General features: G+C 66.2%; 23 protein-coding genes and 1 pseudogene. 13 read left to right on the forward strand and 11 right to left on the reverse strand.

Annotated features, from left to right (window positions below; all coding sequences use genetic code 11):
* The first annotated feature begins 2 nt into the window (after positions 1–2).
* Positions 3–335: a metal-sulfur cluster assembly factor gene (locus ACX80X_RS03285; protein ID WP_160670844.1), complete on the forward strand. Its 333-nt coding sequence runs from the start codon at positions 3–5 to the stop codon at positions 333–335.
* 159 nt (positions 336–494) lie between these two features.
* Here ACX80X_RS03285 and ypfJ read toward each other — a convergent pair whose 3' ends face one another.
* Positions 495–1,376, reverse strand: a complete 882-nt coding sequence (gene ypfJ / locus ACX80X_RS03290) for a KPN_02809 family neutral zinc metallopeptidase (RefSeq protein ID WP_252598791.1) — start codon at positions 1,374–1,376, stop codon at positions 495–497.
* Between the two features lie 61 nt (positions 1,377–1,437).
* Between ypfJ and ACX80X_RS03295 the strand changes: the two genes are divergently transcribed.
* Both ACX80X_RS03295 and ACX80X_RS03300 read left to right on the forward strand, forming a co-directional pair.
* On the forward strand, positions 1,438–2,844 hold the full coding sequence (locus tag ACX80X_RS03295; RefSeq protein WP_252598792.1) for a class I adenylate-forming enzyme family protein: 1,407 nt from the start codon (positions 1,438–1,440) through the stop codon (positions 2,842–2,844).
* Between the two features lie 16 nt (positions 2,845–2,860).
* Entirely contained in the window at positions 2,861–4,063 is a 1,203-nt protein-coding gene (locus ACX80X_RS03300) for a thiolase family protein (RefSeq protein WP_252598922.1), read from the forward strand.
* A 26-nt stretch (positions 4,064–4,089) separates the two neighbouring features.
* On the opposite strand, the gene ACX80X_RS03305 is transcribed toward ACX80X_RS03300, so the two are convergent.
* The 3 genes from ACX80X_RS03305 to ACX80X_RS03315 are packed head-to-tail and all read right to left on the reverse strand — an operon-like array spanning position 4,090 to position 6,063.
* Positions 4,090–4,713, reverse strand: a complete 624-nt coding sequence (locus ACX80X_RS03305; protein ID WP_252598793.1) for an energy-coupling factor transporter transmembrane component T family protein — start codon at positions 4,711–4,713, stop codon at positions 4,090–4,092.
* Positions 4,710–5,426, reverse strand: coding sequence for an energy-coupling factor ABC transporter ATP-binding protein (locus ACX80X_RS03310; protein WP_252598794.1), 717 nt, complete (start codon positions 5,424–5,426; stop codon positions 4,710–4,712). Before ACX80X_RS03310 ends, ACX80X_RS03305 begins: the two co-directional genes overlap by 4 nt.
* 7 nt (positions 5,427–5,433) lie before the next feature.
* A complete protein-coding gene (locus ACX80X_RS03315) occupies positions 5,434–6,063 on the reverse strand; it encodes a biotin transporter BioY (protein WP_252598795.1) in 630 nt (209 codons plus the stop codon).
* A gap of 281 nt (positions 6,064–6,344) precedes the next feature.
* Between ACX80X_RS03315 and ACX80X_RS03320 the strand changes: the two genes are divergently transcribed.
* Complete coding sequence (locus tag ACX80X_RS03320) at positions 6,345–7,943, forward strand: ABC-F family ATP-binding cassette domain-containing protein (RefSeq protein WP_459311195.1); 1,599 nt, start codon at positions 6,345–6,347, stop codon at positions 7,941–7,943.
* Positions 7,944–8,076: 133 nt separating this feature from the next.
* On the opposite strand, the pseudogene ACX80X_RS03325 reads toward ACX80X_RS03320, so the two are convergent.
* The 4 genes and pseudogenes from ACX80X_RS03325 to ACX80X_RS03340 all read right to left on the reverse strand — a co-directional run.
* A pseudogene (locus tag ACX80X_RS03325) lies at positions 8,077–8,253 on the reverse strand (YbaK/EbsC family protein); the annotation flags it as partial.
* 103 nt (positions 8,254–8,356) lie between these two features.
* Positions 8,357–9,250, reverse strand: a complete 894-nt coding sequence (locus tag ACX80X_RS03330; protein WP_459311197.1) for an SURF1 family cytochrome oxidase biogenesis protein — start codon at positions 9,248–9,250, stop codon at positions 8,357–8,359.
* Positions 9,251–9,526, reverse strand: coding sequence for a hypothetical protein (locus ACX80X_RS03335; protein WP_058932504.1), 276 nt, complete (start codon positions 9,524–9,526; stop codon positions 9,251–9,253).
* A complete protein-coding gene (locus ACX80X_RS03340; protein WP_252607953.1) occupies positions 9,523–9,957 on the reverse strand; it encodes a DUF3099 domain-containing protein in 435 nt (144 codons plus the stop codon). Before ACX80X_RS03340 ends, ACX80X_RS03335 begins: the two co-directional genes overlap by 4 nt.
* A gap of 144 nt (positions 9,958–10,101) precedes the next feature.
* On the opposite strand from ACX80X_RS03340, the gene fabG reads away from it, so the two are divergent.
* From fabG to ACX80X_RS03360, 4 genes are all read left to right on the forward strand, one after another.
* Complete coding sequence (fabG, locus tag ACX80X_RS03345) at positions 10,102–10,827, forward strand: 3-oxoacyl-ACP reductase FabG (protein WP_104061453.1); 726 nt, start codon at positions 10,102–10,104, stop codon at positions 10,825–10,827.
* A 114-nt stretch (positions 10,828–10,941) separates the two neighbouring features.
* A complete protein-coding gene (locus ACX80X_RS03350; RefSeq protein ID WP_252598799.1) occupies positions 10,942–11,694 on the forward strand; it encodes an SDR family oxidoreductase in 753 nt (250 codons plus the stop codon).
* 182 nt (positions 11,695–11,876) lie between these two features.
* Positions 11,877–12,422, forward strand: a complete 546-nt coding sequence (locus ACX80X_RS03355; RefSeq protein WP_459311199.1) for a VOC family protein — start codon at positions 11,877–11,879, stop codon at positions 12,420–12,422.
* Positions 12,423–12,446: 24 nt separating this feature from the next.
* Positions 12,447–12,722: a VOC family protein gene (locus ACX80X_RS03360; protein ID WP_252607955.1), complete on the forward strand. Its 276-nt coding sequence runs from the start codon at positions 12,447–12,449 to the stop codon at positions 12,720–12,722.
* Positions 12,723–12,781: 59 nt separating this feature from the next.
* Here the strand turns inward: ACX80X_RS03360 and serB are convergent, their stop codons facing one another.
* Entirely contained in the window at positions 12,782–13,675 is an 894-nt protein-coding gene (gene serB / locus ACX80X_RS03365) for a phosphoserine phosphatase SerB (RefSeq protein WP_104061456.1), read from the reverse strand.
* Between the two features lie 167 nt (positions 13,676–13,842).
* On the opposite strand from serB, the gene ACX80X_RS03370 reads away from it, so the two are divergent.
* From ACX80X_RS03370 to ACX80X_RS03390, 5 genes are all read left to right on the forward strand, one after another.
* Positions 13,843–14,628, forward strand: a complete 786-nt coding sequence (locus ACX80X_RS03370; RefSeq protein ID WP_058932497.1) for an ABC transporter ATP-binding protein — start codon at positions 13,843–13,845, stop codon at positions 14,626–14,628.
* An 18-nt stretch (positions 14,629–14,646) separates the two neighbouring features.
* Entirely contained in the window at positions 14,647–15,432 is a 786-nt protein-coding gene (locus ACX80X_RS03375; RefSeq protein ID WP_459311202.1) for a sulfite exporter TauE/SafE family protein, read from the forward strand.
* Positions 15,433–15,439: 7 nt separating this feature from the next.
* Positions 15,440–16,264 carry a TrmH family RNA methyltransferase gene (locus tag ACX80X_RS03380; RefSeq protein ID WP_252598803.1) on the forward strand — a complete coding sequence of 275 codons (825 nt, stop codon included), beginning with the start codon at positions 15,440–15,442 and terminating at the stop codon, positions 16,262–16,264.
* Between the two features lie 122 nt (positions 16,265–16,386).
* Positions 16,387–16,644: a type B 50S ribosomal protein L31 gene (locus ACX80X_RS03385; RefSeq protein ID WP_056339888.1), complete on the forward strand. Its 258-nt coding sequence runs from the start codon at positions 16,387–16,389 to the stop codon at positions 16,642–16,644.
* A gap of 115 nt (positions 16,645–16,759) precedes the next feature.
* Positions 16,760–17,851 (forward strand): lipoate--protein ligase family protein, encoded by a 1,092-nt coding sequence (locus ACX80X_RS03390; RefSeq protein WP_459311204.1) that lies wholly within the window; start codon positions 16,760–16,762, stop codon positions 17,849–17,851.
* A gap of 17 nt (positions 17,852–17,868) precedes the next feature.
* Here the strand turns inward: ACX80X_RS03390 and pepN are convergent, their stop codons facing one another.
* Positions 17,869–20,484 (reverse strand): aminopeptidase N, encoded by a 2,616-nt coding sequence (pepN, locus tag ACX80X_RS03395; protein ID WP_459311206.1) that lies wholly within the window; start codon positions 20,482–20,484, stop codon positions 17,869–17,871.
* A gap of 53 nt (positions 20,485–20,537) precedes the next feature.
* Positions 20,538–21,605 carry a YeiH family protein gene (locus tag ACX80X_RS03400; protein WP_252598806.1) on the reverse strand — a complete coding sequence of 356 codons (1,068 nt, stop codon included), beginning with the start codon at positions 21,603–21,605 and terminating at the stop codon, positions 20,538–20,540.
* Between the last annotated feature and the right edge of the window lie 63 nt (positions 21,606–21,668).

A 21,668-nucleotide genomic window follows, 5' to 3' on the forward strand; every position in this document is an offset into this window, starting at 1 on the left:
CCATGACCGAAATCAATGTGGCCCGCACGGGCCTCGAAGATGTCGAAGAGGCACTCAAGGACGTCATCGACCCGGAACTCGGTGTGAACATCGTGGACCTCGGGCTGCTGTACGGTCTGAAGTACTCCGACGACGACGGCGCGCTGCTGATCGACATGACGCTCACCACGGCCGCCTGCCCGCTCACCGATGTCATCGAGGAGCAGGTAGGCAAGTCCCTTGACGGCGTCGTTGACGACTGGCGACTGAACTGGGTGTGGATGCCGCCTTGGGGTCCGGAGCGGATCACCGACGACGGCAAGGACCAGATGCGCGCCCTCGGCTTCAACATCTGATCCCCACCGCCTCCCTAGCCTCGCTTCGCTCGGCCAGGGAACCCTGGCGGCGTGGGCCCTGACATGAAAAGTACGACGACGGCCGGTCACCTCCCCAGCGGAGGTGGCCGGCCGTCGTCGTACTTGTCTAATTGGTTCTGCCGCCGGCCGCGGATCCTGTCAGAGGGTGGCCGCCGAGAATGTGTCGCACTGGTTGATGTCGCCGGTCTGGTAGCCGGTGTAGAACCATTTCTGCCGCTGTTCGCTGGATCCGTGCGTCCAGGCCTCGGGCGAGACCTGTCCGGTGGCGGCTTCCTGGATCCGGTCGTCGCCCACCGCTGACGCTGCGGACAGGGCATCGTTCAGGTCCTGCTGGGTGATCGGTTCCAGGAACGGCTGGCCGTCGGGTCCGGGCTGGGTTGAGGCGTGCTTTACCCAGAGGCCGGCATAGCAGTCGGCCTGAAGTTCCACGCGGACGGCACCGGACTCGGGCCCCTGCGGGTCCTGCTGCGCGCGGTCGATGTACCCCAGCACGTTCTGGATGTGGTGGCCGAATTCGTGTGCCACCACGTACTCCTGCGCCAGGGGACCGCCCGAGGATCCGAAGCGGTCCACGAGATCCTGGAAGAACCCGGGATCGAAGTAGGCGGTGCTGTCAGCCGGGCAGTAGAAGGGGCCCACCGCACTGGAAGCCGTCCCGCACGCGCTGTTGACGGCCTGGTCGAAGATCACCGTTTCCGGCTGCGGGTACTGCACGTTGTATTGCTGGAGATACGCCGGCCAGAACGCGTTCAGGCTGTTCACCGTGCCGGTGATCCGGCAGTCCAGCCGCGCGTCGGCGTCGGCCCCCGTGGTGCAGGCCGGCGCCGTGCCCTGGTTCTGATCAGCCGTGCCCGCCCCGCCGGTCAGGCCTTCGAGCAAGGCGGGGTTGACGCCGAGGAGCACAGCTATCAGCAGGACGATTCCGCCACCGATGCCGCCGCCGACCTTGGCCCCACGGCCCATGCCACGCCGGTCCTGGACCTGGGAAGGGTCCAGCTGCACGTTGTCATTGAAGCTCATGAAGTCACAATAGCCCTTAGCGGCACCACCGAAGCGGAGTCCGGCCGGTAAAGTTGGGACGATGCCTTTTCTCGATAGAATCCAGCGCTGGGCCGAAGAACGCCCCCATGACACCGCCGTCGTAGTGGCGGGCAGGCGCCTGCGCTGGGCTGAGCTCCGGGACGCCGCCGCAGCCGCCCTTCCGGAGACAGCTGCCGTCACCGTCCTTGCGGAGGCCAACTCCGTCGACTTCGCCGCAAGGTTCGCCGCAGCCGTTGCCGGCCGGCGGCAATGCGCCGTCCTGGACCCGACCTGGCCGGAGTCCCTGCACCAGGAGATCGTTCAACGGCTGGCAGAGTCGGCCAATCCCGGCATGGTTTCCGCAGCGGATGCCTTGGCGGACGGGCCGCCGGACTCGACGTTCCTGATCGGACTCACCTCCGGCACCACGTCAGTGCCCAAGGCGTTTACCCGGTCCAGGCAGTCCTGGCGGCAGTCCTTTGACGCGTCCGTTGCGTTCTTCGGCCTCGCCCAGGACGACGTCACGCTCGCGCCCGGGCCCTTGGCCGCCAGCCTTAACCTCTATGCCCTGGCTGAGTGCCTCTACGCCGGCTCCGAATTCCAGACGCTGGAGAGTTTCGACGTCGGTGATGTCCACGCCGCCATTACGCACGACGGCGTGACCCGGCTCATCCTCGTGCCCACCATGCTGCGGCTGCTCAGTGAGCGCGGCCTGACCGGCGGCGTGGATGCCTCCGGCATCCGTACCATCATCTGCGCCGGCTCGAAGCTGGACGCACGCACCCTCGAAGCGGCACGGCGCTGGGCGCCGAACGCCACCATCTTCGAGTACTACGGCGCGTCCGAACTGAGCTTTGTCTCCGGTGTGGGGCTGGCGGCGGGGGAGGTCCTGGACGCCGGGGGAACAGGCATCGGACACCCGTTCCCGGGCGTGGACGTCAGAATCCTGGATGATGAGGGTTCCGAACTGCAGGACGGCGAAGCCGGCAATATCTGTGTCCGCAGCGGCATGGTGAGCAACGGCTACCTGTGGGGTGACGACGGCCAGGCGCTGCGCTCCTTCAACGGCTGGTTCACGGTGGGGGACCAAGGCTACCTCGCCGACGGCGAACTGCACATCCTTGGCCGGCGCGCCGACATGATCCTGACCTCGGGAAAGAACGTCTATCCGCACGAAGTGGAACTCGCCCTGGCGGCCGTGCCGGGGGTGGCTGCTGCGGTGGCCGCCGGAATACCCGATGATCTCCGCGGCCAGCGGGTGGTCGCCGGCGTCGTTCCGTCCCATGGCGGAGTCACGGCCATGCAGCTGAAGGCCGGACTCGAAAACATCCTGCCGCGGGACAAGCGGCCCCACCAGTACTTCGCGCTCTCCGAACTTCCCATCACGGACCGTGGCAAGGTCAGCCGGAACATCCTGCTCGACTGGATCGGCTCCCAGGATCCCAGGGCGCGGCACCTTGACCGCTGACCTGCGGCCCCATGGCATGCCGCCCGGCGACGTGCTGCCTGCGGACCGGCAGCCCGTGATCATAGCGGCGCGGCGTACCGCGGTCCGGCGCGCCAACGGTGCACTGAAGGAACTGCGTGCGCACCAGCTTCTCGCACCGGTCCTGGTCAACCTCCTGGCAGACTCCCACGTGCCGGCCGAAGAAGTCACGGATGTGGTGATCGGCAACGCCGTGGGCGGCGGCGGCAACGTGGCCCGCCTGGCCCTGCTCGAGGCGGGCCTGCCGGTCGGTGTGCCGGGACTGACCGTTGACCGCCAGTGCGGGTCAGGCCTGGATGCCATCGTTCTGGCCGCCCGGCTGGTTGCTGCCGGCGGCAAACCCGTGTATCTAGCCGGGGGAGTGGAGAGCATCAGCACGGCTCCGCTGCGGGCCCACCGGAACGACGACGGCGAGCCTGACTTTTTTGCCCGGGCCCAGTTTGTGCCGCACAGCTTCGGCGACCCGGATATGGGGGTCGCCGCCGAGAATATAGCGGCCCGGTTCACGGTCAGCCGGGAGCGGCAGGATGCCTCCGCGCTGCGCAGCCACCAGCGGGCGCTGGCCGCGGCTAAAGCAGGCTTCTTTGCCGGCGAGATCACCACCCTGGAGACGTCCGCTGGACCCATCAGTGCCGACGACGGCCCCCGCCCTGGCCTGTCCGCCGCGGTTCTCAAGCGGTTCCCGCCCGCCTTTGTGCCGGGGGGCACTGTCACCGCCGGGAACTCATGCTTCGACGCGGACGCCGCTTCCGCCGTCGTCGTTACTTCATTGCAGCGGGCACGGGAACTGGGAGCCACAGACGGGCTCCTGGTGCTGGCCACGGACACTGCCGGTGTGGACCCGGAGCTGCTGGGGATCGGCGCAGCAGTTGCCGCGGAGCGGCTCCTGCAGGCGAGGGGGCTGTCAGCTGCCAGCGTGGACCTGGTGGAATTCAACGAAGCCTTCGCGTCCCAGACCCTGGCCTGCCTGGACCAGTTGGGCATTGATCCGGACCGGGTCAACGTCGACGGCGGGGCGCTGGCATTGGGCCACGCCTACGGGGCGTCCGGTGCGGTGCTGGTGACCCGGCTTCTCGCCCAGGCACGGCGGGCCGGGAACCATGGCTCCCTGGCGCTGGCCCTGATCAGTATTGCCGGCGGCATGGGCACGGCGGCGCTGCTGCGGTATGAGTTGCTGGCCGGAGACCACCTAGACTCCTAAGCCGCACACGACGGACCAAAGACCCGTCAGTCTTCCGCGTCGCCCAGCCCGCGGGCAGCCAGCGCTTCGCCGGTCTGGCGGGCGAAGGCCACGGTGGTGATGAAGACAGGCAGCACGAGGGCACGCGGGTTGCGCTCAAGCCCGCGGGCCCGGGCGGAATCCCTGACGTCTGCAAAGGCGCCGGCGATATACGGGATGCTGCGGAGCATGATGGCGATGGTCAGCGCAAAACGTTCAGGGTCCGCGCCGAAGCGGCGGAATGGCGTGGCCAGCGACACCACGCCGTCCAGGATCCGCTGCATGGGCGTGGTGGCCATCAGCAGGGATGCCGCCACCACGCAGACCAGGATGTTCAGGACAATCCGGGCGGCTGTGGGTCCGCCGAGCTGCCACCACTGGAACAGGCCGATGACCACCAGCACCAGCGCAACAGGACGGACAGCACTCACGAGGCGCCGGGCTCCGGCGCCGGTCAGGAGAAAAAGTGCGCCGAGCGCGGCCAGGACCGCGGCGGAGACCAGCCAGTCGACCACCAGGAAAGACACCAGGCCGCAGCCCACCACCAGCAGGAATTTCAGTGCCAGCGGCGTCCGGTGGATGATCGAATTCCCCGGGACGTAGTTGGCCAGCAGGAAGCCGTGCCCTCTCACGACGCAGCCACTCCGTTGGTGACCAGCGCCCGGTACGCCTCGACTGCCGCCGCCGCGCCGCCGTCGAACACCACGCGCCCTGCCTCCACCACCAGCACGCGGTCCATCTCCAGGGCGAGGTCGAGGTCGTGTGTGGACATCACGATCTGCTGGTCGAGGACGGACAGCGTGCGGCGCAGGAGTTCTCGGTTCCGGAGGTCCAGGAGGGTGGACGGTTCATCCAGCACCAGGACAGCGGGGTTTACGGCCAGCACAGCGGCGAGGGCCATCAGCTGGCGTTCGCCGCCGGAGAGTTCGTAGATGCTTTGGTCCGCGAGCGGCAGCAGGCCGAGGCGCTCCAGGGCCGCTTCAGCCAGCTGGCGGCGCTCCGCCCCGTTGCGGACCGGGCGGCGCAGCGAAAGCTCCACGTCCTCGCGCCCAGTGGGCATCACCAGCTGCGTCAAAGGATCGGTGAAGACGAACCCCACTTGCCTGCGGACCGCACGCACAGCACGGACGGTGTCGGCGCCGTCCACCGACACTGCGCCGGAACTTGGCTGGACCAGGCCGTTAATCATTCGCAGCAGCGTGGACTTACCGGACCCGTTGGCCCCGATCACGCCGATGCGCTGTTCGGTCAGCTCAAGCGTGACGTCCTGGAGCAGGGACTTGGGTTCCGGGCGGTTGTCAACGGCAACGGCCACGGATACCTGCCGGAATGAAATGGTTGCCATGGCGGGACTAGTTGTTAATCCGCTTCACCCGGCGGACCAGGACGTCGGGAAATGCCCGGTGCAGTGCCACGGCGATCACTGCGGCGAGGATGTTCTTAATCACGTCACCGGGGTAGAAGATCAGGTCTGCGAGGAAGGCTTCACCCAGTGACGCTTTGGTGTTCAGGGCGATCCCGGCAACTCCGAGCGTGTGCACGACGGCGATGCTGGTGACCATCGCCGACGCGAAGAACCACAGCGCCCGGGCACGTGTTGTCCGCCGGATCACCACGGTGGCGAGCCAGCCTACAACGGCTGCTGCGATGGGGAAAGCAATGATGTAGCCGGCCGACGGCCCGGCCAGGATGCCCAGGCCGCTGCGGCCCTGGCTGAAGATCGGCAGGCCGGCCAGGCCCAGGAGGGTGTACAGGCCGACGGCGGCGAAACCCCGGCCCGGGCCCAGCATCAGTCCGGTGAGCATCACCGCAAGGGTCTGGAAAGTGATGGGGATGCCGAACACGTTCGCCGCGATGCCGGGCACCATGGCGGAGCCGGCAACGAGTGCCGCAAAGACGGCGATCAGGCCGAGGTCGGTGGCGTTCCAGCGGTTCCGGAGGCGGGAAGCGGTGCCGTTGACGGCAGTGTCAGTCTGGCTCATGGGTGTTCCTGTCGTGGTTGTACAAGCGAAGCATGGGGGTGATCCTGACGTTACCGGCCGCCGTCGGACGCCATTTTGTAGGGGACCTACTAAGCGGGACGCCCGGGACTGACGGCAGGGCACAAACGCTGAGTCAACGCACGACGGCGGTGCAGCGGTTATGGGGTCAAGCTGTGGCCGGTAGACTTGGAAAGGCCGTTCTGTCGGCCATTCTGCCGGCTGCTTCCAGACATCACCCGTTGAGCTGCGGCGTTTCCCTGTTGTGAAAGGCCTTACCTGCTGTGATTACTGTCCAGGATCTTGAACTGCGCGCCGGCGCCCGGCTCCTCATGGACCAGGTGAGCTTCCGCATCGACAAGGGCGACAAGATCGGCCTCGTCGGCCGTAACGGCGCAGGCAAGACTACCCTGACCCGCGTGCTCGCGGGCGAAGGGCAGCCCGCCGGCGGCAAGGTGACCCGCAGCGGCGAGATCGGCTACCTGCCGCAGGATCCTCGGACCCCGGACATGGAACAGCTGGCCCGCGACCGCATCCTCTCCGCCCGCGGCCTGGACATCGCCGTCAACAAGCTCAAGCAGACGCATGAGGACATGGCCAGCGAGGACACCGAGATCCAGCGCAACGCGATGAACCGCTATGACCGGCTGGAATCCGAGTTCCTGGCCGCCGGCGGATACGCGGCCGAGGCCGAGGCCGCCGCGATCTGCTCCAACCTGGCCCTCCCGGACCGGTTGCTGAACCAGGCGCTCAAGACCCTGTCCGGCGGCCAGCGCCGTCGTGTGGAACTCGCCAGGATCCTGTATTCGGACGCCGAAACGATGCTCCTCGATGAGCCCACCAACCACCTCGACGCGGATTCCATCACCTGGCTCCGCGAGTTCCTGAAGAACCACCAGGGCGGCCTGATCGTGATCAGCCACGACACCGAGCTGCTCGAAGCCACCGTCAATAAAGTGTTCCTGCTGGATCCCAACCGCGCCAAGGTCGACTTCTACAACATGAACTGGAAGCGCTACCTGCTCCAGCGCGAAACGGATGAGCGCGCCCGTAAGCGTGAGCGAGCCAACGCCGAAAAGAAGGCCCAGGTCCTCATCGACCAGGCCAACAAAATGCGAGCGAAGGCCACCAAGGCCGTCGCAGCGCAGAACATGGCCAAGCGTGCCGAACGTCTGCTGGGCGGCCTCGAAGCCGTCCGCGCGACCGACCGCGTGGCAGCCCTGCGCTTCCCGGATCCGTCACCCTGCGGCAAGACCCCGCTAACCGCGGACGGACTCAGCAAGTCCTACGGCTCACTGGAGATCTTCACCGATGTGGACCTGGCCATTGACCGCGGCTCCAAGGTGGTTATCCTGGGCCTCAACGGCGCCGGCAAGACCACGCTCCTGCGGATGCTTGCCGGCGTCGACAAGCCGGACACCGGCGAGGTCGTGGCGGGCCACGGCCTGAAGGTGGGCTACTACGCCCAGGAGCACGAGACGCTCGACGTGGACCGCACCGTCCTGCAGAACATGCGCTCCTCCGCCCCGGACATGAACGACGCGGAGGTCCGCAACATCCTGGGCTCGTTCCTGTTCTCCGGAGACGACGTCGACAAGCCCGCCGGTGTGCTCTCCGGCGGCGAGAAGACCCGGCTGGCCCTGGCCACTATCGTGGCCTCAAGCGCGAACGTGCTGCTCCTCGACGAGCCCACCAACAACCTTGACCCGGCCAGCCGCGCGGAAATCCTCGGGGCCCTGAGCAACTACACCGGCGCCGTCGTCCTCGTGAGCCACGATGAAGGTGCCGTCGAAGCGCTGAACCCCGAGCGCGTCGTCCTGCTGCCCGACGGCATCGAGGACCACTGGAACGAAGACTACCTGGACCTGATTACGCTGGCTTAGCCTTCTCGGCGTCCGGTCGGCTTCCGCTTAGCACCGCGCTGGATTTGCCGCGTGCTCGCTCGTTCCTCGCTTAGACGCACGCTACACAAATCCACCGCGTCGCTGCGCTGACAGTCCACTCACCTTGGCGGAGCTAGCGGACTGCCATTTCCGTTGCCTCCGTGATCCGCAGCAGGTCTTCGTAGGTGATGCTGAACATTGAGTTGTGGTCTCCTGCTCCCGCCCAGAGGACTTTGTGGGCTTTGAGGGAGTTGTCCAGGAGTGTCCTGATCTTTTCCGGGTGGCCTACCGGGGCTACTCCGCCTACTTTTGGCTGTTGTTGCAGACGAACGAGCCAGCACGCGGGAAATCACCCGCGTTGCACAGCGAACGCAACCGACGAGGCGAGCGCAACTGAACGGACAGAACGTGCGTCAGTAACCCTGCGCGTCCAGGAGGGCGTCTTCCTCTTCTTCGGCGGTCGCCTTCTTACGCTTGCGGGCAACAGGCGGACGACGGCGGGCTGCCGCAGCGGCGGAGTGCACCGGGCTGCCTGAATCGCGCGACCCATCCTCATCCTCAAGCTCGTCCGCGGCGTCAATCGCGGCATTCCTGGCCTGCTGCCGTGCGGCGTACCCAAAGCCCACGAACATCAGCACCCCAAACGCGAACCACTGCAACGAATAGGACAGGTGCGTGCCTTCTTCGGTGGCCGGCTTCGGGAACGGGAACGGCATGTCAGCGGGGGCGGGAGATTCAGACGCCAACTGCCCGTAAGCGCCGGTGAGTACGGGATAGCCCAATTGGTCCGAGTAAGTGGGGAGATCGATGGATGCAAGCTGACCGTCGGGGGCGCCGCGGTCCAACTGCGGCTCGCCGTGCTTGAGGCGGACGACGGCGGTCACGGGTCCGGCGGGAGGCGCCGGGATGGAATCGGGACTGCCCGGGTTCTTGTTGCCGATGGGCAGCCAGCCGCGGTCGATCACGACGCTTTCACCGGTCTCCAGCTTGAACGGGACAACCACCTCATACCCAGGCTGCCCGTTCAGTGGACGGTTGCGGACAATCCGCTGGCCGTCGGGATCATACGTGCCCTCGAGTTCCACCTGGGTCCATTCCTTCGACGGGTCCAAGGCGGAGAACTCGTCCCTCGCCTCGTCGAAGGAGATGGGTGTGGCGGAATAGTTGGTGACCACGCGGTTGATCTCCGCGAGGGTCTCTGCGCGGCGGTCCATCTGCCAGCGGCCGAGGAAGACGCAGGCAGCGGCAAAGATGGCGGCAAGCAGGAGGTATCCCAGCCACTTGCTGGAAAAGAGGAAGCGGTACATTCAGCCGTCCTGCCCTACCGGCGCCCGGCCTGTGTCCTGCCCCGAATCCAGGACCAGGGTTTCCTTCCAGAGCCCGCGGGTCTGAAGGTAATCTTCCAGCCAGTCACGGTGGTCATCGCAGGCAAGCCAGGTCTTGCGGCGTTCCGGCGTATGGATTTTGGGGTTGTTCCAGAGCAATTGCCAGGAAGCTTCCGAGCGGCAGGCCTTGCGGGAGCACATGGCCGCCATGGCCGGCGGGGGACCAGCGGTCCCTGCAGCCAGGTCAAAAATGTTCATGAGGCGCGCCGTTCCTGTCCTTGCGTGGGTTCGTCGTCGTCATCAATGAGCTCGCCCTGGATGACCGCTGACGTGGATCCGTCCTGTTCCGGCGACCCGGACGGGCTATCCAGCTCGGCAAGCGGGGCCGCGTCCAGCAGCGAGTCGCTGTGGACCTCCGCCTGGTCGCTGCCATTCGCGATCACCACCGCGATCCACGGGAGGAAGACGGCACCGGCGACCATTACGAGTTTGAACCAGCCGTCCACCACAAAAATGAGGATGAGGCAGACCATGCGGATTCCCATGGCCAGCGCGTACTTGATCATGCGCTGGCGCATGTCCTCCGAGTGGGCGGCCGCCGCGTCCGTAATGCTGTGGACCCCGGAATCCCCAGAGAACCTTTCGGGATCTCCGGGCACGGACTGTCCAGCATGGTTTTCAAGGGTCACGGCTGATTGATCACGCTCCAAAGGCTTGCCTCAATTCTCTCACCATCGTCAGTGGTGCCCAAACGCGGGCTAAGATCGGAGGCAGTAAAATCACACCCCGTCCTACCCGCGGCTGCACATGCCGCAGAATCCCGGAGCGTTTTTATGTCTGAAGCAGCTACAGCGGCCCGCAGCGTCCTGATCACCGGTGGAAACCGCGGCATCGGCCTGGCCATCGCGCAGGCTTTTGTGGCCAACGGCGACAAGGTGGCCGTGACTTACCGGAGCGCGTCGGAGCTGCCGGCCGGGATTCTGGGCGTGAAGGCCGATGTGACCGACGAGGCCTCTGTGGATGCTGCCTTCGCCGAGGTGGAAGCTGCCCACGGCCCCGTTGAAGTCCTGGTGGCAAACGCGGGAATCACCAAGGACACACTCCTGATGCGCATGAGTGAAGATGACTTCACGTCCGTGATCGACACCAACCTCACCGGCGCTTTCCGCGTCATCAAACGCGCCTCGAAGGGCATGATTCGGATGCGCAAGGGCCGCGTGGTCCTCATTTCCTCGGTCTCCGGCCTCTATGGCGCGCCGGGTCAGATCAACTACTCGGCCTCCAAGGCCGGTCTGGTGGGCATTGCCCGGTCCCTGACCCGAGAGCTCGGTTCACGCGGGATCACAGCAAACGTTGTGGCTCCCGGATTCATCAACACGGACATGACGGCAGAACTGCCCGAAGCCACGCAGAAGGGTTACCTTTCCAGCATTCCTGCCGGCCGGTTTGCCGAGGCAACGGAAGTGGCGAACGTGGTCCGTTGGATCTCCAGCGACGAGGCGGCCTACATTTCAGGCGCCGTCATTCCCGTTGACGGCGGCCTTGGCATGGGCCACTGAAACTAGCGTGACCGGGCTTGTTTGTGGGGGTCATACAAGCGATTGTGGCGCGAGCGCTGGCATGATGGACTTCAGACCTCAAGCGATTTAGACGCTTCAAACAAAGGAGCCCATATGGGACTGCTGGACAACAAAACCGCCATTGTGACCGGATCCTCACGGGGAATCGGCGCTGAAGTGGCCAAGAACCTCGCTGCCGAGGGCGCCGCCGTCGTAGTTAATTACCGCCAGAAGGCGCCGCGCGCCAACAGGGTGGTCGCAGGAATTGAAGCTGCCGGCGGCCGCGCCACCGCAGTGGGCGCGGACCTCACCACCCAGGAAGGCGTGCAGGCCCTGGCCAGCGCTGCCATGGAGAACTTCGGTTCGCTGGACGTCCTGGTGCTCAACGCTTCCGGCGGCATGGAGTCCGGCATGGCAGACGACTACGCCCTGAAGCTGAACCGCGACGCCCAGGTCAACATGCTCAACGCCGCCGTGCCCCTGATGAAGGAAGGCTCACGCGTGGTCTTCGTGACCAGCCACCAGGCCCACTTCATCAACTCCGTGCCCACCATGCCCGAATACGAGCCCGTGGCCCGCAGCAAGCGTGCCGGCGAGGACGCCCTGCGTGAGCTCCTTCCGAGCCTGGCTGAGAAGGGCATCTCGCTGGTGGTGGTGTCCGGCGACATGATCGAAGGCACCGTCACGGCGACGCTGCTGGACCGCTCGAACCCGGGCGCCATCGAGGCCCGCCGTGCCGAGGCCGGAAAGCTCTATTCCGTGGAGGAGTTCGCTGAGGTTGTGGCCAGCATGGCGACCGCGGACGTCGAATCCGGCCACACGGAATACGCCGGCGGCTCCGACTACTTCGGCAAGGGCGCCGAGTAGCCGTTCCGGGCATCCCGCAAGGGCCGTAGTTGCCCACGCCAAAACCCCATCACCACGACGAGCTCCGGGCAGTACTCCTGCCCGGAGCTTTTGTCTGTCGCGAAGCCCAGTCTGTCTGTCTGTCTGTCTGGGGCATTGTCGAGGGCGTTGTCTATGAGGGCAACGCCGCCTAGGGTTTATGAATGGCACAGCAACCAGAGGTGACAGGCCGTAGCTATCCGGCAGGTGTTCCGTGCTGGGTGGACACCGAGCAGCCCGACGTGGAGGCCGCCATGCTCTTCTATGGCGGAATCTTTGGGTGGGAATTCGAGGACACCGCCCCGTCCGGCGGCACCGGCAGGTACGTCATAGCCACCCTTGACGGCCAGGATGCCGGCGCCATCACGGGCGCCGGAACCGATGCCGCCACGTGGAACACCTACGTCTCCGTCGACGAAGCAGATGCGGCCGCGCGCCACCTGCTCTCCGTCGGCGCAACACTGAAATCGGCCCCTGCCGATGCGGGCTCAGGAGGCGTGCAGGCAGTACTGGCAGATCCCGAAGGCGCCGAGCTCCGCATCTGGCGGGCCCGCGAGCGGCTCGGTGCCCAAGCCGTCAACCTTCCCGGCGGATGGAACTTCAGTGATCTCTACACGACAGACAACGAGGCAGCAGTCGCTTTCTACACGACGGCCTTCGGCTGGCAGTTCGACAACCTGGACTTCGGAATCATGATCCGCCGCCCCTGATACGGTGATCACCTTGAGGCCACCGTGGACCCCAACATCAGGGCTCGCCAGTCGGGCGACCTCGTGCCCCGCGGCTTCGAGGATGCTGTTGCCTGGCTTGCCTCCGCGGCGCCGGGTGAGCGTCCGCAGTGGCACGTGACGTTTACCGTCGCAGACCGGGACCGTACGGCCGAGGATGCGGAGCGCCTCGGCGCCGACATCCTGGGGCAGGACGATACCGAGTGGACGCGCACCGTCCTGATCCGGGATCCCGGCGGAGCCGTATTCACCGCGAGCCAGTACACGCCGCCCACGGGCTGAGCGGACCAGGCTGATCGTCCGGGCTGATTCGACCCGGCCGGCGGGACGGAGCCTGCGGCTCAGACGCCGGCGATGTGGCGCACGGCGTCGAGGTACGGCATGTTGATCGCAGAGTCCGCAACTGCCCGGACCGCAGGTTTGGCATTGAACGCCACTCCCATCCCGGCGGCCCCGAGCATGTCCAGGTCGTTGGCGCCGTCGCCTACGGCAATGGTGTGTTCCATCGCGATTCCTTCTGCAGCCGCCCACTCGCGCAGGTACTTTTCCTTCGCCGCACGGTCGATGACGGCACCGAGCACCTTGCCGGTCAGGGCGCCGTCCACAATCTCAAGTTCGTTCGCCAGCCAGTAGTCCAGGCCCAGATCCTCAGCGATGGGACCCAGGATCTGGTTGAACCCGCCGGACACCACGGCCACCACGTGGCCTGCAGCCTTGAATGCCGCAACCAGCTCAGCGGCACCTTCGCTCAGCTTCACTTCCGCCCGGACAGAATCGACGACGGCGGCCGGCAGCCCTGCGAGCACGGCCACCCGCGCGTGGAGGCTCTGCGCGAAGTCCAGTTCACCGCGCATCGCCGCTTCGGTGACTGCCGCCACTTCCTCCCGCTTGCCCGCATAGGCTGCCAGGAGCTCGATGACTTCCTGCTGGATCAGCGTCGAATCAACGTCCATGATCAACAGCTTCCGCGGAGCCGCACGAAGGCCAGCGGGAACGATGGCGGTGTCCAGGCCATCCTGCGCCGCCTCGGCCACCGCCCGGCGGAGCGCCGAAATGCCGGCGTCCGTGCCATCCGCGACGGCGACCTCGGCAGTGTGGACCTCAAACCGGCTGTCCCCGCCCCTTGATTCGGATTGGAGCGTGGCGCCACTGCCCGTCAGGGCGGAGCGCAGCTTGTCGAGCCCGGAGGCAGTCAATTTTGGGCCATAGCTGACCGCAGTCACGTTCGAAGTCATGGCTGCAATCTTAGCCAGCGGGGGAGAGCCGCCCGAATTGATTGCGCCACGTTGATGGCGAACCCGTGGGCCAGCCAGCAGACGGGCCGTGCCCGGGACTGTGACGGGCGTCGCTGTCCACGTTTCAGTTATCAGTCCGTCCCTGTTTTGTCCTAGTGTCTACTCCTATGAGTGATGTTCTTGAATTGGCCGCCGTCAGCGTTGTCCGTGGGTCTAAGACGCTCCTGAACAAGGTGGACTGGCAGGTCAAGGAGGGCGAGCGCTGGGTCATCCTGGGACCCAACGGCGCAGGCAAGACCACTCTCCTGCAGATTGCTGCAGCCCGTCTCCACCCCACCAGCGGCATAGCCGGCGTCCTGGAGGAAATCCTCGGCTCCGTGGACGTGTTTGAACTCCGGCCCCGCATCGGACTGTCCTCCGCCGCACTGGCCAACCAGATTCCCGGGCACGAAACGGTCCTCAATGTAGTCGTCACGGCGGCGTACGGCGTGACGGGGCGGTGGCGTGAGGGCTATGAGAGGGCTGACGAACGCCGGGCTTTCAGGCTGCTGAATGACTGGGGCATGGGGCCGTTCCTGAACAGGGCTTTCGCGTCCCTTTCCGAGGGTGAGCGCAAGCGCGTCCAGATTGCCCGTGCCCTGATGACTGACCCGGAACTCCTCCTGCTCGACGAACCTGCCGCCGGCCTGGACCTGGGTGGGCGCGAGGACCTGGTGCACCGCCTCACCGAACTGGCCCGTGATGACGCCGCTCCGGCCATTGTCCTGGTCACCCACCACCTCGAAGAAGTGCCGCCTGGCTTCACCCACGCGATGTTGCTCCGTGAATCCAACGTGGTGGCGGCCGGACCCCTCGAGGGTGTGCTCACGGCGGAGCACCTCAGCAAGACCTTCGGCGTGGAACTCGACGTCACAGTCAACGCCGGCCGCTACACCGCCACCGCCCGCCGCTAGGCCACGGCGCCGCCAACCGTGGATCTTCTCAGCAGCATCTTTGTGTTTTTTGCCGGCCTGTGGGCGGGCACCATCAACGCCGTTGTAGGCTCCGGCACCCTGGTCACCTTCCCGGTCCTGATCGCCCTCGGCGTCACTCCGGTGGTCGCTTCCATGAGCAACGCGATGGGCCTTGTGGCCGGCACCGCAGCGGGCGCGTGGGGCTACCGCCGCGAGCTCAAGGGCCGCGGCCTGCAGCTGCTGAAGCTCCTCCCGGCGTCGCTGCTGGGCGGCATCACCGGAGCCTGGCTGCTGCTGCACCTGCCGGAGAAGGTCTTCCACTACGTCGCACCGGTCCTCCTGGTCCTTGCCCTGCTGATGGTGGTGTTCCAGCCGCGGCTGCAGGCCTGGGTCCGCAACCGCGAGGAAAACGCCGAGCACGCCATCAAGGACAAACACCATGGCATCCTCCTGATCGTGCTGGTGTACCTGGCCGGCGTCTATGGGGGCTACTTCGTGGCCGCCCAAGGCATCCTCCTGGTGGGCATTCTGGGCGTGTTCCTTACCGGCACCATCCAGAACGCCAATGCCATGAAGAACATCCTGGTCCTCGGCGTGAACCTTGTGGCCGCAGTGTCCTACCTGCTCTTCGCGTTTGACCGGATCAACTGGCTGGTGGTGCTCCTGATTGCCGTGAGCTCCACGATCGGCGGCCTCCTGGGATCCAAGGTGGGACGGAGGCTGTCCCCGGCTGTGCTGCGGACTGTCATCTTTGCCCTCGGCCTGATGGCGCTGGGCTTTATGATCGCCAACCTGATGAAATAATCAGCCGGTGACAATCCACTACCTTCAATCTGCCGGGGATCCCCGTGTCTCCGACTACACGCAGCTGACGGACGTTCACCTGCGGAAGCTCCGTGAACCGGCTGAAGGAATGTACATCGCCGAATCCTCACGGGTCCTGCGCCGGGCGTTGGCGGCCGGCCACCGGCCAAGGTCGTTCTTCCTGGCGGAGAAATGGCTGGCTGACCTGCAGGATGTCCTCAGTGCCTACCCCGACGTTCCCGCCTTTATTGGCAGCGCTGCCCTGCTCGAAGAGATCACCGGGTTCCACCTCCACCGCGGCGCCATGGCAGCCATGCAACGGCCGGAACCGGTGCCTCTCCACGACTTGCTGGCAGGCGCGCGCCGGGTCGCGATCCTGGAGGACATCGTGGACCACACCAACGTGGGCGCCATCTTCCGGTCGGCCGCGGCCCTGGACATCGATGCCGTCCTGATTTCGCCGCGCTGCGGCGATCCGCTCTACCGCCGCAGCGTCCGGGTCAGCATGGGAACGGTCTTCCAGGTGCCTTGGGCGCGGCTGGAGTCCTGGCCGCAGGACCTGTCGCTGCTTAAGGAAGCCGGCTTCACCGTGGCCGCGTTGGAACTCACCGGGGACGCCGTGGACGTGGACGCGCTTGCCGCACGCAATCCGGACCGGCTGGCCCTGGTGCTCGGTACCGAAGGTGCCGGCATGAGCGCCGAGACGCTTGCCGCCGTCGACCTCGCCGTGAAGATCCCCATGCGCGCCGGCGTGGACTCCCTCAACGTGGCGGCGGCCTCCGCCGTGGCGTTCTGGGAACTCCGGCCCCGCGGTTCGCAGGGTCCGCGCTGATCAGCTATTATTAACAGCTGGCTGTCCTGCGCTTTCTGTCTTGCGGCAGTGAAGCAGACACCAGCCATCCCATTCATACCTGGCAGCTGGCAAAATCCAGTTGTGCGAACAAAGGCCCCATTATGAAGTCTGATATCCACCCGAAGTACGAAGCTGTTGTTTTCAACGACCTGGCTTCCGGCGTCAAGTTCCTGACCAAGTCCACCGTGTCTTCCAAGAAGACCATCGAGTGGGAAGACGGAAACACCTACCCGGTCATTGACGTCGAAATCTCCTCCGAGTCCCACCCGTTCTACACGGGCAAGCAGCGCATCATGGACTCTGCAGGCCGCGTCGAGCGCTTCAACGCTCGCTTCAAGGGCTTCGGCGGCGCGAAGTAATTCACTTCACCCCCCAAGGTTCTTTGGAAAGCCCGCACCGGCAACGGTGCGGGCTTTTTGCGTCCGGGGGTTTTGTCGTTTCGGGGAGCCCTGATCGTGGGGCAGGATGGGTGGCATGACTGCCTCGCCGTTTGCCGCTGAAGACCGCCCCCTCAGCCACCACGGTGAGTACAAAGTCCCCGGCGGCAAACTTGTGGTGGTGGATTTCGACGTTGTGGACGGTGTCCTCGCCGACGTCTCCCTCAGCGGCGACTTTTTCCTCGAACCCGACGAGACGCTGCCTGCCATCAACCGGGCGCTGACAGGACTTCCGGAAAGCACGACCGTGGCGGAGCTGTCCGCGGCCGTCACCGCTTCGCTGCCGCCCGGCGCTGTCCTGTTCGGCTTTTCGGCCGACGCCGTGGCCGTCACGGTCCGCCGCGCGCTGGCGAAGGCCACGGCCTGGACCGACCACCGCTGGAACATCATCGCCCCCACGGTACTGCCCACGCATATCAACGTCGCGCTGGATGAGGTGCTGACCGAAGAGGTGGGCGGCGGCCGTCGCAACCCCACCCTGCGGTTCTGGGACTGGGAGGAACCGTCCGTGGTGATCGGCAGTTTCCAGTCCTTCCGCAACGAGCTGGATCCCGACGGCGTCGCCCGGCACGGCATCACCGTGGTCCGCCGGATCAGCGGTGGCGGAGCCATGTTCATGGAGGCCGGCAACTGCATCACCTACTCCCTGTACCTGCCGCAGACGCTCGTGGACGGGATCAGCTTCGCGGACTCCTACGCATTCCTCGACGCCTGGGTGATGGCCGCCCTCGAGAAAATCGGGGTGACCGCGTTTTACGTGCCCCTGAACGACATCGCCACGGACCAGGGCAAGATCGGCGGCGCCGCCCAGAAACGCCTGGCCAACGGCGGCATGCTGCACCACGTCACCATGAGCTACGACATCGACGCCGACAAGATGGTCGAGGTGCTGCGCATCGGTAAGGAGAAGCTCTCGGACAAGGGGACGCGCAGCGCCAAGAAGCGGGTTGATCCGCTGCGCCGGCAGACCGGGCTGACCCGCACGGAGATCATCGCGGCCATGATGGAAGTGTTCACCGAACGCTACGCGGCGACCTCGTCCGAACTCACTGCCGCCGAGCTCACTGCCGCCCGGGACCGGGTGACCACCAAGTTCGGCGCCGAGGATTGGCTGCACCGGGTCCCGTAAGAGCCTTGCCGGGTGATCTACAGAGCCTGTGCGTTGAGCGCCCTCAGAAGGTGGTTCCGCTGCTCCACAATGATCCGGCGCAGCGCCCGCGGCGCGTCAGAGTTAGCCGTCAGCCAGGCATCCGTGCGGAGCACCACGGCGTGCTCCGCAGGCAAGGTCCCCGCCGGCAGATCCTGCGCCAGGGGATAGAGCCCCCGGACGATCCGGCTGGCGATTTCAATGCTCCTGTTGTCCCAGACACCGCGGAGGCACTCGAAGTACGGCTCCACATAGGGTTCCAGCAGGGCAGCAGAGGCGGTGGCAAATCCAACGATGGTGGCGCTGAGCAGCTGGTTCGACAGCTCCGTCCCCTCCACGGCAGAGGGCCAGGCGGCGGCCTTCACACCAGGCTCCGGACGGGCGGCGAGGGCTGTGGCGTGGCCCGCCCGGCCCGAAGCGGTGGTGTCGCGTTCGAGTTCTGCGTCCAGGTCTTCGGGGGTTGCCTGCCCATTGGCCGCCAGGGCGTGCCAGAAGCTCCAGCGCAGCTCGGCGTCCACGGCCAGGCCGTCCACCACCACCGTGCCGTCCAGAAGGCACCTCAGCCGGGGGAGGAGGGTAGCGTCATGACGGCTGACGGCGGCGAGCGTCCGCGCCCAGGCCAGCTGGTGGTCCGAGCCCGGCGCTGCCTTACCCAGCTGGGCGTCGGCCGCCGCCAGGAAGGCGCCGCGCACCGCGTCGCGTTGGGCCAAGGGGGTGTAGCGTTCGACGGCGGTGGCGGCGTTCTCGAGGATGTTCAGCAGCACGCCGACTCCCGTTTCGGACGGGCCGAACGACGTCACGGCCTCCACGTAGCGGGAGGCCGGGCTTTCCCCGTCGCGGGCGGAGTTCCACAGCGCGGTCCAGCAGAGGGCGCGGGCCATCGGAACGGTGATGCGGTCCAGGGATGCCAAAACTGTTTCCTCGGACACCGGGTCCAGTCGGACTTTTGCGTAGGTCAGGTCATCATCGTTGACGAGCAGGAGGGCGGGCCGCGGCTGCCCGGCCAACTCCGGGACCTCTGTCCGCGCTCCGGCAACGTCCGTTTCGAAACTCCAGGTGCGGACCAGGTCGCCGTCGGCATCGAAGTTGTACGAGCCCACGCGCAGCCGGTGCGGCCGCAGTTGCTCCCGTCCGGTAACGGGGTCCACTGCAGCCTGGACGATCGTTACGGCGCCGAGGACGCCGTCGTGCGTTTCCGTCTCCAGCGACACTGTGGAGATGCCGGAGGTCTGCAGCCAGGCGGCAGCCCAGCCGGCAAGGTCGCGACCGGAAGCAGCGCTGAGGGCCTTCAGCAGGTCCGACAGTGAGGTGTTTCCGTAGGCGTGATCGCGGAAGTACTGCCGTGAGCCGGCGATGAAAGCATCGAACCCGACGTACGCCACCAGCTGCTTGAGTACGGACGCGCCCTTGGCGTAGGTGATGCCGTCAAAATTCTGTTTGGCGGCCTCAAGGTCAGGGATGTCGGCAACGATCGGGTGGGTGGTGGGCAGCTGGTCCTGGACGTAGGCCCACGCCTTGCGCTTGTTGGCGAAGTTCACCCAGGCTGTCTCCCAGTCCGTGGCACGGTCCACACCGAGGGTACCCATGTAGTCCGCAAAGGACTCCTTCAGCCACAGGTCGTCCCACCACTGCATCGTGACAAGGTCGCCGAACCACATGTGCGCCATCTCGTGCATCAGCGTGTTCGCCCGGGCCTGGTACTGCGCGTCGGTGGCGCGGGATGTGAACACGTAGCTTTCGGTGAACGTGACCAGCCCCGGGTTTTCCATCGCGCCCAGGTTGTATTCGGGCACAAAGGCCTGATCGTATTTTCCCCAGGGGTAGGGAAAATCGAAAAGCCGGTTGAAGAAGTCCAGCCCGTTTTTGGTCAGCCTGAAGAGCTCCGCGGCATCGAACGATTCCGCCATGGAAGCCCGGCAGTACAGCGCCAGCGGAACCTCCAGCTGCGTGCCGTCGTCGAGCGTGGCGCTCCAGTGGTCCTGGGCTTTAAAGTACGGCCCGGCGAGCACTGTGGTGATGTAGGTGGACATGGGGCGGGTGGTGGCGAAGTCCCAGCGGCTGGTGGCCGGATCGCTGGTCAGCTGCGTCCGGGCCGCTTCCACGCCGTTGGAGGCCACCTCCCAGCCGGACGGTGCCATCACGTGGAATGTGTACTCGGCCTTGAGGTCAGGCTGTTCAAAGTTCGCGAACACTCGCCGGGCGTCGGCGGGCTCATACTGCGTGTAGAGGTAGCACTGGCCGTCAGCCGGATCCACAAAGCGGTGCATGCCCTCACCGGACCGGCTGTATAGGGCGGTGCCGGTGACGGTGACCTGGTTCTCTGCCTGCAGGTTGTCCAGGCGGATCCGGGAACCGTCCACAACGTCGGCCACGGGCAGCGCCTGGCCGTTGAGGAACACACTGTGGACCTCACCGGCGATGAAATCCAGAAATGTAGACGCCACCTGCCCCTGGCCCGGCACGGCGGCGGAGAAGTGGATAACGCTGCGGCTGATGTAGCCCGCCACGTCCGGGTCTGCTGCCTGCCGCACATCCAGGGAGACGTCGTAACTGTGGGTGCTGATCAGGGCTGACCGTTGAGCGGCTTCATCGCGCTGCAGATTCTCATGTGACACTCAGCTATCTAATCACGGGACCCGGGCGTGCCGGTCCCCATCCGGCTGCCGGCCTAGGCCGTCATCAGCAGGGCCGCTGCCAGGCCCAGCAGCGCGATCAGCAGCCAGGCCGCCAGCGCCGCGAGCAGCGCCCTCGCTCCGGTGTGCAGGAGCGTGCGGATCCGCACGGCCGACCCGAGCCCGAAGAGCGCCGCTCCCAGGAGAATGTCCTGCAGCCCCGCACCGGCGTCGAGCCAGCCGTCCGAGAGCCAGTCCGTGGACCGAAGCGCCACCATGGCCACAAACCCCACCACGAACAGGGGCACCAGCGGCGGCAGCGCATGTTGTCCTGACGTGCTCATGCGGTGGTGCACGCCCGCCACGGCCACCACCGGTGCCAGGAGCAGCACTCGGGTGAGCTTAACGACGACGGCGATGCCCAGTGCTGCGGTGCCGGCGGTCTGCGCCGTGGCCACCACCTGGCCGACGTCGTGCACCGACGCACCCGTCCAGGCGCCGAAAGCGAGGGGGCTCAACTGCAGGGGATGCATCAGCAGCGGCAGAATGCCGATCGCCAGCGTGCCGCACAGTGTCACCAGCGCCACCGGCAGGACAGTATCCGCATGCCGGATCCGCCGCACGGCCGCCATGGCACCGATGGCGGACGCCCCGCAGATCGAAAAGCCGGTTGCCACCAGCAGCGCGGTCTCACGCGGCAGCCGGAACAGCCGCACCAGCAGGTAGGTGCCGCCGAAACTCAGCAGCACCACGCCCGTTATCAGGACCATGGCCAGCCAGCCGAGGCCCAGGATGTCCATGATGCTCACCTTGAGGCCCAGCAGGACGATGCCGCCCCGCATCAGGTGCTTGCCCGCGAAGTCCAGGCCCGGACGCGCCCGTCCGGCGATCCACACCGCCGTGCCGGGCAGGTTCGCGGCGAGCAGGCCCAGCGCCACCGCGACGGTCATGGCGGGCAGGGCCGGCACCACAGCATGTACAGCGAAGGCCACGGCCAGCGCGGGGGTGGCCGTCAGGAGGCCGGGCAGGAGCCTGCCGGAACGTATCGTCGCGTCACGCACGCGGGCCCTCAGGCCGCTGTTCCCGCCCTCGCCGGAGCTCCCGGGATTACTTGATTCTGGCACTCACTAACCTTGCCGGATAGGACACGGATTCAACGAACCGCCGTTGCCTCCCTGCAACACGCC

The sequence above is a fragment of the Pseudarthrobacter sp. MDT3-1 genome, assembly GCF_054510755.1.

Bases quoted from the DNA above. Each gene is read 5' to 3' on its own strand.
- ACX80X_RS03310 (WP_252598794.1), bottom strand. From the start codon at position 5,426: ATGGCAACCATTTCATTCCGGCAGGTATCCGTGGCCGTTGCCGTTGAC.
- ACX80X_RS03300 (WP_252598922.1), top strand. From the start codon at position 2,861: ATGCCGCCCGGCGACGTGCTGCCTGCGGACCGGCAGCCCGTGATCATA.
- serB (WP_104061456.1), bottom strand. From the start codon at position 13,675: ATGACTTCGAACGTGACTGCGGTCAGCTATGGCCCAAAATTGACTGCC.
- ACX80X_RS03330 (WP_459311197.1), bottom strand. From the start codon at position 9,250: ATGTACCGCTTCCTCTTTTCCAGCAAGTGGCTGGGATACCTCCTGCTT.
- ACX80X_RS03335 (WP_058932504.1), bottom strand. From the start codon at position 9,526: ATGAACATTTTTGACCTGGCTGCAGGGACCGCTGGTCCCCCGCCGGCC.
- ACX80X_RS03295 (WP_252598792.1), top strand. From the start codon at position 1,438: ATGCCTTTTCTCGATAGAATCCAGCGCTGGGCCGAAGAACGCCCCCAT.
- ACX80X_RS03370 (WP_058932497.1), top strand. From the start codon at position 13,843: ATGAGTGATGTTCTTGAATTGGCCGCCGTCAGCGTTGTCCGTGGGTCT.
- ACX80X_RS03385 (WP_056339888.1), top strand. From the start codon at position 16,387: ATGAAGTCTGATATCCACCCGAAGTACGAAGCTGTTGTTTTCAACGAC.
- ACX80X_RS03315 (WP_252598795.1), bottom strand. From the start codon at position 6,063: ATGAGCCAGACTGACACTGCCGTCAACGGCACCGCTTCCCGCCTCCGG.
- ACX80X_RS03390 (WP_459311204.1), top strand. From the start codon at position 16,760: ATGACTGCCTCGCCGTTTGCCGCTGAAGACCGCCCCCTCAGCCACCAC.
- ACX80X_RS03350 (WP_252598799.1), top strand. From the start codon at position 10,942: ATGGGACTGCTGGACAACAAAACCGCCATTGTGACCGGATCCTCACGG.
- ACX80X_RS03285 (WP_160670844.1), top strand. From the start codon at position 3: ATGACCGAAATCAATGTGGCCCGCACGGGCCTCGAAGATGTCGAAGAG.
- ACX80X_RS03355 (WP_459311199.1), top strand. From the start codon at position 11,877: ATGGCACAGCAACCAGAGGTGACAGGCCGTAGCTATCCGGCAGGTGTT.
- ypfJ (WP_252598791.1), bottom strand. From the start codon at position 1,376: ATGAGCTTCAATGACAACGTGCAGCTGGACCCTTCCCAGGTCCAGGAC.
- fabG (WP_104061453.1), top strand. From the start codon at position 10,102: ATGTCTGAAGCAGCTACAGCGGCCCGCAGCGTCCTGATCACCGGTGGA.